10 protein-coding genes are annotated in these 11,974 nt (G+C 44.4%); all 10 read right to left on the reverse strand.

Annotation, left to right across the window (positions count from 1 at the left end):
• Positions 1 to 6 precede the first annotated feature (6 nt).
• Positions 7 to 1,590 (reverse strand): flagellar basal-body MS-ring/collar protein FliF, encoded by a 1,584-nt coding sequence (gene fliF / locus QF041_RS09310; RefSeq protein WP_036609370.1) that lies wholly within the window; start codon positions 1,588 to 1,590, stop codon positions 7 to 9.
• Positions 1,591 to 1,727: 137 nt separating this feature from the next.
• On the reverse strand, positions 1,728 to 2,039 hold the full coding sequence (fliE, locus tag QF041_RS09315; protein WP_017689190.1) for a flagellar hook-basal body complex protein FliE: 312 nt from the start codon (positions 2,037 to 2,039) through the stop codon (positions 1,728 to 1,730).
• 58 nt (positions 2,040 to 2,097) lie between these two features.
• Positions 2,098 to 2,547 (reverse strand): flagellar basal body rod protein FlgC, encoded by a 450-nt coding sequence (gene flgC, locus QF041_RS09320; RefSeq protein ID WP_017689191.1) that lies wholly within the window; start codon positions 2,545 to 2,547, stop codon positions 2,098 to 2,100.
• A gap of 6 nt (positions 2,548 to 2,553) precedes the next feature.
• Entirely contained in the window at positions 2,554 to 2,961 is a 408-nt protein-coding gene (gene flgB, locus QF041_RS09325; protein WP_076208905.1) for a flagellar basal body rod protein FlgB, read from the reverse strand.
• 981 nt (positions 2,962 to 3,942) lie between these two features.
• Positions 3,943 to 5,343 (reverse strand): ATP-dependent protease ATPase subunit HslU, encoded by a 1,401-nt coding sequence (gene hslU / locus QF041_RS09330; RefSeq protein ID WP_076208906.1) that lies wholly within the window; start codon positions 5,341 to 5,343, stop codon positions 3,943 to 3,945.
• Between the two features lie 116 nt (positions 5,344 to 5,459).
• Positions 5,460 to 6,002, reverse strand: coding sequence for an ATP-dependent protease subunit HslV (hslV, locus tag QF041_RS09335; RefSeq protein WP_062833786.1), 543 nt, complete (start codon positions 6,000 to 6,002; stop codon positions 5,460 to 5,462).
• A 26-nt stretch (positions 6,003 to 6,028) separates the two neighbouring features.
• Positions 6,029 to 7,372, reverse strand: coding sequence for an FADH(2)-oxidizing methylenetetrahydrofolate--tRNA-(uracil(54)-C(5))-methyltransferase TrmFO (trmFO, locus tag QF041_RS09340; protein ID WP_370511405.1), 1,344 nt, complete (start codon positions 7,370 to 7,372; stop codon positions 6,029 to 6,031).
• Between the two features lie 51 nt (positions 7,373 to 7,423).
• On the reverse strand, positions 7,424 to 9,523 hold the full coding sequence (gene topA, locus QF041_RS09345; RefSeq protein ID WP_124114065.1) for a type I DNA topoisomerase: 2,100 nt from the start codon (positions 9,521 to 9,523) through the stop codon (positions 7,424 to 7,426).
• A 116-nt stretch (positions 9,524 to 9,639) separates the two neighbouring features.
• Positions 9,640 to 10,770 carry a DNA-processing protein DprA gene (gene dprA / locus QF041_RS09350; RefSeq protein ID WP_307413702.1) on the reverse strand — a complete coding sequence of 377 codons (1,131 nt, stop codon included), beginning with the start codon at positions 10,768 to 10,770 and terminating at the stop codon, positions 9,640 to 9,642.
• Positions 10,771 to 11,015: 245 nt separating this feature from the next.
• The gene (sucD, locus tag QF041_RS09355) at positions 11,016 to 11,945 is read right to left on the reverse strand and encodes a succinate--CoA ligase subunit alpha (RefSeq protein ID WP_036609382.1); all 930 of its coding nucleotides are present in this window, start codon (positions 11,943 to 11,945) and stop codon (positions 11,016 to 11,018) included.
• Positions 11,946 to 11,974 lie beyond the last annotated feature (29 nt).

Here is an 11,974-nt window from a genome sequence, read left to right on the forward strand (position 1 = left end):
TCACCTCTATTCGTCAGCCAGCCATGTACGCAGCAGATTGACGAATTCGTCTGGCTTTTTCTTGGCCAAACTCTCCAATTGTTTGCGCACCTGACTTTCGTTCGTTACACTGTCCAGCGTAATGGACGGGAACTCTGTTGCTATTGGAAGAGGAATCTCTTCTTCTTCGACTTCGTTTTGTTTGCGGCGACGGCGTACTAACAAAATAACTACCGCTGCGATCAATGCCGCTATGAGTGCGCCTCCACCCCACATCATCGTTGAGGAAAGCTGGAAACCTGTATTGTCTGCAGAGGCAGTCTGGAAGCCTTGTGACATGACTGAAACTTTCTTTGTCAGATCGGCGTCACTTATTACAGTGCCTGAGTCTGCCAGTGAAGCACGAACAATGTTAACCAAAATGTTCTCAATTGCGTCCTGAACCGGTCCCTGTAATTCTGTTTCTCCATTCGGTGGTTCAACTGCAACGTTAATGGTTAAGTCTTTTACAGTATACGGACTGGAAATGATATCCTTGGCAATTCGATTAACATCGTAGTTTATAGTGCTTGATGATTCTTCGGAGGTAGAGTTACCGGTTGCATCAGATGATGGGTAACCCGGAACTTCCTCTTGTCCTGTGCCAGCAACGCCACCTGTTGGGTTGCTGGCGCCAGTGTAGCTCTTTTGAATCTCCTGCACACTGATCTCGATGCCTTTCATATTATCTACATCAACAGGTGTGACCAGATTTTCCTTACGAGTTTCTTTGTCAAAATTAAGCTTGGAGGCTACCAAAACATTAACTTTGTCTTCCCCTACAATCTGGGAAAGGAATTGCTTTACGTTATTACGGACATCGTTTTCAAACTTTTTCTGTAAAGCCATGTTTTCTTGAACTTCGGAAGACAACCCGCCACTGCCACCTCGGGCAGTTGGAATCAATTCTGCTTCATCTGTGTTCGTAATCGTGATGTTCTCAACAGGCAGATTAGGAATTGCAGTCTTAACCAAGTTAAAGTAGCCATCTACCGCTGCCTGATTTGGGTGATAACCCGGTTTGAATTGGAGAGCTACCGATGCTGATGCTTTGTCTTGTTCTTCTAAACCAGCAAAAATGTTATCTTTCGGCATATTAACGAGTACTTTAGCATCCTGTATCCCTTGCATCCGCTGAAGTAACTGTTCAACTTCTCCGTTTATAGCGTTGTTGTACTTTACATCAAACTCTTTATCCGTCATCCCGATAGGTGATGATGACTCCTCAAATGACTTATACCCTAATGAACCATTCTGAATAATCCCTTGAGATCCAACATTGACCTTTGCGATTGCAACACTTGTACTCGGTACGGATATGGTCTTGCCATCTGAACTTAATTTGTATGGAATGCTAGATGAATCTAGATAACTGATCACGCCCGCTGAATCACTTGCATTCAAATCTGTAAAAGCAACTTCATATTCCGTCTTGGACAACTGCATCGTGAGTACAACTGCAGCCAAAATCAGGAACAGGAAGGTGGATATAAATAATACTTTTTGCTTTTTGCTAAAACTATTCCAATACTGGGATGCCTTATCCCTGTACTGGGCGATTCTCTCATTCACTCTGTCACCCCATCCGAAACTTTGCTTAGTCTGTCCTTACTCAACCCTAGCCGTTTCATAGGTTGACGATCAGGAGCAGCATCGCAGCTGCTTTGTTGTAATGATCAGCGCTATTATCGAAGCGCAAGTAGGTTATTTTATAACTGCGTTCGCATAACTTCCTGGTATGCTTCGACCACTTTGTTTCGGACTTGAGTTGTGAGTTGTAGGCTTAACAAGGCCTGTTCTGAAGCAATCATCACCTGATCCACATTTGCTTTGCCGACCAAAAATTGATTCGACATTTCATGCGATTGAGCCTCCTGTGCTGCAACGGACCCTAATGCATTCTGTAAGTATGTACCGAAGCTCTGAATGGTTTCGGCTGGTGTAGAAGGCTTACTTTCGGTTGCACTCTTCATCTGTAGCGGTTGTATCCCCTGTGTGCTAAACATGTTGTTCTGAATCATTAATGTCCCTCCCCTTCATCCCTGGTTTGTAATTTTCTTATTTTCATTTCAAAGCAGATTATCTTCCAATCTCCAAAGCTTTGGAGATCATCGCTTTGGTTGAATTCAGTGCTGTTACGTTTGCTTCATAGGAACGCGAGGCAGAAATCATGTCGACCATTTCTTTCGCAATATCCACATTAGGCATAAATACATATCCTTCTGCATTGGCATCCGGATGAGAAGGGTCATACACAGGTTTCAAAGGTGACTGATCCTCGCGAATCTCCGTTACTCTTACGCCATCTCCTGAACCGCTACCTCTCATCTGATTTTGCAGCATCGTACCAAATGACGTTTTATTCGGCTCAAGCACAACCATTTTACGTTTGTAAGGGACCGCTTCACCATTGGATACGCTCGCGCGCGTCGTCTCTGCGTTGGCAATGTTGGAAGATATAACGTCCATCCGCAACCGTTGGGCTGTCAGAGCTGAGCTACTGATACTAAAACTATTACTAATGTTCAATTTAGGTTATCTCCCTTCCACACCAACACGCATAATTTTAATTTGTTCGTTCACTTGCTGAATATAAGCGTTATAACGCAACTGATTCTCCGCCAGAAGACTCATTTCTCTGTCTATATCGACATTGTTTTCGTTGTTATTCATGGAGGTTGACTGGTCCATATTAACTACTGGCGTTGGTACGGAAGAGGAAGGACCTATGACAAAATGCCTTGCATCAGTTACTTTCCCCTTAAGAACAGGCATATCTCCATTCATTTGCCCTTGCAACATTTCTTCAAAAGAAACGTTCGAGCGCTTGAAATACGGGGTATCGGCGTTCGCGATGTTGTCAGCAATTGTTCGTTGTCTGATATTGGACGCATCGAGTGCACCTTGCAATCTTTTAAAGCTGATATCGTTTAAAAGATTCACAATCCCCCTCCTCTCTTTAGAAGTTATGGAAAAAGATTGTATCTTTTTCCTTGAAAATTCTTATGTTTTTTTCGACAAAAACATTCGTCTTTACACGGTTTTCTAGGACTTAAGTAGAATTAACTCTGATGTTGTCGTATAACATAAGTTTCTTCGAGTTTGGGATTTATTACAATAAGAAAAAAGCCCTATCTTTTCTGAAAGACGGGGCTTTTTGTGTATTTTCTGCAAATTATGAATTTTTTCGTAAATGTTCGGGCCCAAAACAAAAGTATGTTAATACTCTCCCTTATTGTTCTTAAACATTCTTAAAATAAAAAAAAAATTTCGAGTCTCAACATGAGCTTATAACGCCCGTAATTATGTATATTTCCGAATACTTCATAGTTGATAATGTTAGAATTTTTTGCCGTTATACTAAGGGTTTATGGACAATATGATAGGTATACATACAAAGCTGTATATTAATCAATTGACAAGTTATCTTTCAAGAATGAAGAAAAATCGTCCTTCCCACACAACACTTTCTTAACAATTAAGTGGGGTCTATATATTTTAATTTTAAGAAAACAATTAGTGACTTCACACTTTTCTATAATTCATCATTTTGCGCATTTACGCAACATTTACCAATCCATCGACTAAACCGATGCCCAGACTTGGAATAAGGAAAATTCTTTTAATGGGAATCATTGGGTATGAAAAGGAAAAATAACTACCACTCCGATAGGTTTTAACTCCGTATACATGCGGCACAAGTCCTAGGTTTTGTCGATCCGTATAACAACCCCACATCTTTTATCGGTTGTAACATCAAAATCCTTTAGATAGAAACAAAAATAAACGATATGCTTCAAGAAAGAGAACCCTTGTGATTCACTAAAGGATTGCTACCCTTTGTCGATCTCGCAAATGTTCTCTACTCTCGTGCATACCGTTCATTTATAACATCATTTTAACAACTACATTGCTAACTCCATGTTACAGGATATACTGACTCAAATCACGATCAAGCGCAATATCATTTAATTTCTCCCGGACATACTCCGGAGTGATAACCATACGTTCCAGTGTAAGCTCAGGTGCCTCAAAGGATAAATCCTCCAAAAGCTTTTCAAGAATCGTATGCAATCGACGTGCACCTATATTTTCTGTATTTTGATTGACGGATTCAGCCAATTTGGCAATCTCGCGAATAGCCTCATCCGAGAACTCAATCTCAATATTCTCTGTCCGCAACAGATCAACGTACTGCTTGGTCAGTGCATTTTGAGGTTCAGTCAGAATGGATACAAACTCCTCCAGTGTTAGACTGCTTAGTTCCACACGAATTGGGAAGCGTCCCTGAAGCTCGGGAATCAGATCAGAGGGTTTGGCGACGTGGAATGCACCAGCTGCCATAAACAGAATATAATCCGTTTTGACAGGGCCATATTTAGTCATCACCGTAGAACCTTCCACAATAGGGAGAATGTCCCGTTGAACCCCCTCCCGAGATACATCGGGTCCACTACCGCGTCCTTGACTGGCAACCTTGTCGATTTCATCTATGAAAATGATACCTGTCTGCTCCGCCCGGCGAATGGACTCCTGGGTAACATCATCCATGTCGATCAATTTGCCTGCTTCTTCCTGGATCAACACTTTACGCGCTTCTTTAATAGCGAGCTTGCGCTTTTTCGTACGACGAGGTAAGAGGCTACCAAACATCTCCTGCATGTTCATGCCCATCTGATCATTGCCTTGTCCAGCAAACATGTCCATCATGTTAGGCGCAGTGTCCTCCACATCAATCTCAATAATGTCATCCTCCAACTTGCCAGATAACAGATCAAACTTGATCTTACGGCGGCGTTCGGCAACCCCAGTATCCGGTTCTGGCTCATCCTGTTCCTGAACGTTGTTGCCATTATTACCAAAGATCATCTCAAAGGGATTACGCTGATTCTTGGACTTAGACTGTGAAGGAGCCAAAATATGTACAATTCGCTCATTGGCAGCTTCTTCAGCTTTGTCCTTCACTTTTTCAGTCCGCTCCAGCTTCACCATCCGCAGTGATGTCTCAATCAGATCTCGCACCATCGATTCAACGTCACGGCCAACGTAACCTACTTCAGTGAACTTGGTAGCTTCCACTTTCACAAATGGCGCACCTACCAGTTTAGCGAGGCGACGGGCGATCTCCGTTTTACCCACACCGGTAGGTCCAATCATCAAGATATTTTTAGGCACAATGTCGTCCTGAGTGTGCTCAGGCAAAAGGCTACGCCGATAACGATTACGAAGGGCTACGGCTACCGATTTTTTAGCTTTCTTTTGACCTACAATATACTTGTCAAGCTCTGCAACAATCTGTCTCGGTGTTAACGCTTGAGTATTCATATTGCTTCCCTCCTACCAGTATGTTGAATTTATTTTTCCTAACAAGGACAAAGAATCCCCTAGACGTCCTGGAGCAGATTACAGAATCATGCTCCACTACGGGAGATTTCTTTGGCTTATAACTCTTCTACAATAATATTACTGTTGGTATATACACATAGCTCCGAGGCAATCTGAAGCGATTCACGCGCAATATCTTTCGCTTCCAGGTTTACTGCATGACGTTTCAACGCACGCGCAGCAGATAAGGCAAAGTTTCCACCTGATCCGATAGCAATAACGTCATCATCTGGTTCAATAATTTCGCCGCCACCTGAGATGAGCAACATGCCTGTTTTGTCCATCACAATCAACAATGCCTCAAGCTTGCGCAAGATCCGATCCTGACGCCAATCCTTGGCAAGCTCTACAGCAGCACGCTGTAGGTTACCATGGTGCTCCTCCAGCTTGCCCTCGAATTTCTCAAACAGGGTGATCGCATCCGCCACAGAACCAGCAAAACCAGCAACAACCTGTCCGCGGTACAATCTTCTTACCTTCTTGGCTGTATTCTTCATCACGACGCTCTGGCCCATGGTCACCTGACCATCTCCAGCAATTGCAGCCTTACCATTATGACGAACAGCACAGATCGTTGTAGCATGAAATGACATATCCATGATATCAGCATCCTCCCACGAATAATTTATACGCGTTCCGGAACAGTTAGACCTTCTGCCGCAGCAAAACTAGTAATGCCATCCAGTGCACGCTGTGCAAGAGCTTCATTTTTTTCCTTTTTGTTACGGATTTTCGTTTCAAGCTTCGGCAACAAACCAAAGTTTGCGTTCATTGGTTGGAAGTGCTTGAAGTCAGCAGTTGTAATATATTGAGCCATACTGCCAAGTGTTGTTTCTACCGGCAATACCACCAGTTCCTGCCCAAGTGCTGCTTTGGCTGCGTTCATGCCGGCAATCAGCCCTGATGCAGCAGATTCCACATATCCTTCTACACCCGTCATCTGACCTGCAAAGAACAGGTTTGGACGCTCTTTAAACTGATACGTTGGAAGAAGCAGTTTAGGCGAGTTAATAAATGTATTACGGTGCATTACGCCATAACGAACGAATTCTGCATTTTCAAGTCCAGGAATAAGGGAAAAGACACGTTTCTGTTCTCCCCATTTCAGATGCGTCTGGAAGCCCACCAAGTTATACAGGGTCCCAGCTGCATTGTCCTGTCTAAGCTGAACAACCGCATGTGGCAACTCTCCTGTATGAGGGTTAACCAGACCTACCGGTTTCATTGGACCAAACAGAGCCGTCTGTTTTCCGCGTTTCATCATCACTTCGATTGGCATACAGCCTTCAAAGTAGATTTCTTTCTCAAACTCTTTTAATTGAGCGACTTCAGCAGTAATGAGAGCTTCATAGAAGACATCAAACTCTTCTTCTGTCATCGGACAGTTCAGATATGCCGCTTCACCCTTATCATAACGGGAAGCCAGATACACTTTATTCATATCAATTGAATCTTTTTCGATGATCGGTGCAGCTGCATCATAGAAGTAGAAATACTCTTCCCCCATTAGTGCCTTGATTTGCTCAGACAATGCAGGTGAGGTCAGCGGCCCCGTTGCAACAACAACGATGCCATCTTCCGGCAGAGAAGTTAATTCCTCATTCACCACTTCGATGAGCGGATGCTGGTGCAACGTGGATGTAATCTCACCTGAAAATCCATCCCGGTCCACAGCAAGCGCCCCACCTGCGGGAACTGCATGTTTGTCTGCTGCTGACAATACGAGAGAATTGAGCATTCTCATTTCTTCTTTTAACACACCCACTGCATTGGTCAATCCATTCGCACGCAGCGAGTTGCTACATACCAGTTCTGCAAATTTATCCGTATGATGGGCTGGCGTTTTCACAACAGGTCTCATCTCGTATAATTTTACGCGTACGCCGCGACTTGCAATCTGCCAGGCAGCTTCTGTCCCTGCCAGCCCGGCACCAATAACGGTTACTTGTTGTTCATTAGTCAAAATCATTTACCCCCATAAAACAATTTCATAATTCACTAAAATTGATTCGCATATATACTAATCCGCTGATTCGTCATCCGGTTCATCCACCGGCTCCTGATGATCACATGAAGTACACTGCAATCGTGCTCCCTTTTTGTTTCGCTTTTCAATCATTAGCGATCCGCAACTTGGACATGGCTTGGCTGAAGGTCTGTCCCATGAGACAAAATCACATTCAGGATATTTGTCACAACCGTAGAAAATACGTCCTTTTTTGCTACGACGCTCAACAACATGACCTTCCTTACACTTCGGACAAGTCACGCCGATATCCTTGATAATCGGTTTGGTATTCCGGCAATCAGGGAAGCCAGAGCACGCAAGAAACTTGCCAAAACGTCCGAGTTTATAAACCAGCGGTTTGCCGCACTTCTCACAGATCTCATCCGATACTTCGTCTTCAATCTCGATTTCTTTCATTTCTTCTTCCGCAAACTCAAGGCGTTTCTCAAAAGATTCATAGAATTCTGCGAGTACTTTGACCCAATCCTCGGAACCTTCCTCCACATGGTCAAGATCACCTTCCATGTTTGCGGTAAACTCTACATTCAGGATTTCCGGGAAAAACTCTTCCATCTGTTCGATGACCAGTTCACCAAGCTCCGTTGGCATGAATTTCTTTTCTTCTATCGCAACATATCCGCGCTTCTGAATGGTCTCCAGTGTTGGCGCATATGTACTCGGACGCCCTATACCCAATTCCTCAAGCGTCTTAACCAACCTTGCCTCTGTATATCGGGGTGGCGGTTGTGTAAAATGCTGTTTTGGCTCAATCTCCTGCTTCTCAAGCACATCTCCACTTTTCAACGGAGGCAGCAGACGATCTTCATCGGTTGTACCATCGTCGTTTCCTTCAACATATACCTTCATGAAACCTTGGAACCGTACCTTCGAACCTGCTGCACGGAAAATGGTGTCCCCCGCAGCAATATCTACAGAGAGTGTATCCAGGATAGCCGAAGACATCTGGCTCGCTACAAAACGTTCCCATACCAGTTTATACAACCGGAACTGATCGCGACTCATGAATGACTTGATTGAGTCAGGGTCACGCAAAATTGAAGTTGGACGAATCGCTTCATGCGCATCCTGAGCATTAGCTGCTTTTTTGGAATAGTTTCGTGGAGTCTCAGGTGCAAATGGCTCACCATACTTACCAACGATATATTCTTTGGCTTCTTCTTGTGCAGATGCCGCAATTCGTGTGGAGTCCGTACGCATATACGTGATGAGACCTACTGTGCCTTCTTTTCCAAGGTCTACACCTTCATATAGTTGTTGGGCGACCGACATCGTCTTGGAAGCTCTGAAATTCAATTTACGCGCCGCTTCCTGTTGCAGAGAACTCGTCGTAAACGGGGCGGAGGGGTTACGGCTCCGTTCTTTCTCTTTAACTTCCTTGATCGTAAAGTCTGCACCTTCGATCTGTTTCAGGATCGCTTGCACTTCCGCTTCACTGCCCAGCTCTGTTTTGGCCCCGTTCAGTTTATGAAACTTGGCTTCAAACGGATTGCCGTCTGCTGTCAGTTTGGCGGTAATGCTCCAGTATTCTTCTGGCTCAAAATCATCAATTTCATTTTCACGATCTAAAATGATTTTAACAGCCACGGACTGAACCCGGCCTGCAGACAAACCTTTTTTCACTTTCTTCCATAATAACGGACTAATTTTATATCCAACGAGCCGATCCAGAATACGTCTTGCCTGCTGCGCGTTAACCAAATCCATATTGATTTTCCGCGGTGTTTTGAACGCATCTTTGACCGCCTGTTTTGTAATTTCATTAAATACTACCCGGCAATCTGCCGTATCGTCCAGTTCAAGGGCATGGGCCAAATGCCATGCGATAGCCTCACCTTCGCGATCCGGGTCAGCTGCGAGATACACTTTTTTCACTTTCTTCCGTGCATCCTTCAGTTCTTTCAAGATTGAACCTTTGCCGCGGATCGTAATATATTTCGGATTAAAATCATTCTCTACCTCAACGCCGATCTGACTCTTTGGCAAATCGCGAACATGCCCCATCGAAGCTTTTACGATGAACTTGCTGCCTAAATATTTGCCTATCGTCTTCGCCTTTGAGGGCGACTCCACGATTACGAGTGCATCCGCCATAGGTTCATCCTCCTCTCATTCATGAAACTGTCATGAAACTGTTTCTGTAAGCTTATGCATAGTTAATAACTTCTGCTAATTATATATTTCCACGCACCACGTAGGTTGTAGCTTCGTCATACCCTCGCGTATTTAGTGCCTGGTATTTGGCTAATCTGCTTTTTTATGATTAAAGATAACAGAACTGAATGCAAATGTCCAAAATCCCAACCAAGCAGCTCAACCAGTTGATCCAATGATTGTTCTCCCTGTTCCAACAGATAAATTACGCGTTGTTCATCTGGAGAGAGCTTAACTTCAGCGAATATCCCTCGCCCGGAAGGCTCGGTTGTTTCGGTCGAACGTCCTCTATTGTAAGGAAGTTGTTCTGCATTTGGCAAGCCCAATCGATACTCTTCCAATACATCTGCTGCACAAGTGACCAATTTGGCCCCTTGACGGATAAGATTGTGTGCTCCCCGACTTTTCGGCGATGTAATAGGTCCAGGGACTGCAAATACATCCCTGCCTGCTTCAAGCGCAGCATCTGCTGTAATGAGTGAACCACTGCGAATGTCAGCCTCAACAACCAATGTTCCCAGTGTCAGACCGGCAATGATTCGATTCCGTTCCGGAAATAATCCCTGGCGCGCTCTTGTACCTGGTGGATATTCCGACAACAGCAGCCCCGTCTCCGCGATTCGTTCAGCGAGGCTTGTATTTTCGGGTGGGTATATATTATCAATCCCTGTTCCGAATACTGCAATGGTTTTTCCTTTAGCACGTAGTACTGCCTCATGACATACGCTATCAATACCACGGGCAAGCCCGCTTACAATCGTCAGTCCTGCATTGCATAGTTGCTCTGCCAGCTTTTCTCCAACTTTGCGCCCATACACGGTTGGCATACGAGTTCCCACCATGGCAATAGACGAATTGTGTAGCAAACTAACATCCCCTCGAGCATACATTACCCAGGGAGGCTGAACGGTTTCCTTCATTAATATGGGATAATTCTGATCCAGATAAGTAATAACCTCTATTCCCTGATTGTAAACGTGTTCTCTTTTACTCTCAATCCAGTCGATATTAAATTGGCTAGTCAAACGTGCAGCCTGATCTTTGCGCAAGCCTGCTGCGACCCAGTCGCTTTCCCCATAATTCAATAGATCGGTTAATGCATGTTGTCCCAGAATCAGTTTCGAGATTGTTTTTTTACCAATACCCTCCATCTCATGCAACCCAAACAAGATCCATCTTTCTTCCATACCATAAACCTCCCAAAGCGGGAAGAGATCTTCCCTCATATTGTGTGTTAAGTGACCACGGAATGCAAGCGTTTACGCAGATGAGGGACAATTCCTCCTCCTTTTCCCGTAAAAAAACGCAAAAAAGCAACCCTTCGCCCTGTTCAAGGACAAAAGGTTGCTTACCTTTTCCGTAACCATAATAGTCGGTCTACCAGAAATAGATCATTTCCGAGCCGTTTCTTCTATATATAACGAAAAAAAAATTAATGTGTCGTGCACAAATTCAAAATACCGCGTTCCTCAAGTACACTCACCAAAGTCGAACCCATCTCAGCAGGAGTTGGTGCTACTTTGATTCCACATGATTCCAGCTTCGCAATTTTCTCTTTGGCTGTACCTTTACCGCCAGAGATAATAGCGCCAGCATGGCCCATCCGTTTGCCTGGAGGCGCTGTTACGCCACCGATAAAGCCAACAACCGGTTTGGTCATGTTTTCACGTACCCAATCTGCAGCATCCTCTTCAGCTGTACCACCAATCTCACCAATCATGATGACCGCATGAGTCTGTGGATCTTCATTGAACCGTTTGAGGATATCAATGAACTCGGAGCCTTTTACAGGGTCTCCCCCGATTCCTACAGCAGAAGATTGTCCAATGCCACGTGTCGTCAGTTGATGAACGGCTTCATAGGTAAGTGTTCCACTACGGGAAACAACGCCTACGTGTCCTGCCATATGGATATAACCAGGCATGATACCGATTTTACATTCGCCTGGTGTAATGACACCTGGACAGTTTGGTCCGATCAGGACGGTATTTTTACCTTCCATGAAGCGGTCAACCTTGATCATGTCAAGAACCGGAATACCTTCTGTAATACAGATTACGAGGTCCAGCTCAGCATCAACAGCTTCCATAATGGAATCTGCTGCAAATGCAGGAGGAACGTAAATGACGCTCGCTGTTGCGCCTGTAGCTTCCTTCGCTTCCTGCACAGTGTTGAACACCGGCAGACTAGCTACTGTACCATCTTCCAACGTGATATCCACATTAGTTCCGCCTTTACCCGGTGTAACTCCGCCTACCATCTGGGTTCCGTAGTCCAATGCGCCCTTCGTGTGGAACATTCCCGTTGAACCCGTAATGCCTTGCGTAATGACTTTTGTATTTTTATCGATCAAAATACTCACGTTGCTTCACATCCTTACGGTTATTTTTC

Origin of the sequence: Paenibacillus sp. W2I17, assembly GCF_030815985.1 — a bacterium.
GTDB lineage: Bacteria > Bacillota > Bacilli > Paenibacillales > Paenibacillaceae > Paenibacillus.

What these genes read in the sequence shown, in the direction of transcription:
- fliE (WP_017689190.1), bottom strand. Translation starts at nt 2,039, where the DNA reads ATGATTCAGAACAACATGTTTAGCACACAGGGGATACAACCGCTACAG.
- hslU (WP_076208906.1), bottom strand. Translation starts at nt 5,343, where the DNA reads ATGAATACTCAAGCGTTAACACCGAGACAGATTGTTGCAGAGCTTGAC.
- hslV (WP_062833786.1), bottom strand. Translation starts at nt 6,002, where the DNA reads ATGGATATGTCATTTCATGCTACAACGATCTGTGCTGTTCGTCATAAT.
- topA (WP_124114065.1), bottom strand. Translation starts at nt 9,523, where the DNA reads ATGGCGGATGCACTCGTAATCGTGGAGTCGCCCTCAAAGGCGAAGACG.
- trmFO (WP_370511405.1), bottom strand. Translation starts at nt 7,372, where the DNA reads ATGATTTTGACTAATGAACAACAAGTAACCGTTATTGGTGCCGGGCTG.
- dprA (WP_307413702.1), bottom strand. Translation starts at nt 10,770, where the DNA reads ATGGAAGAAAGATGGATCTTGTTTGGGTTGCATGAGATGGAGGGTATT.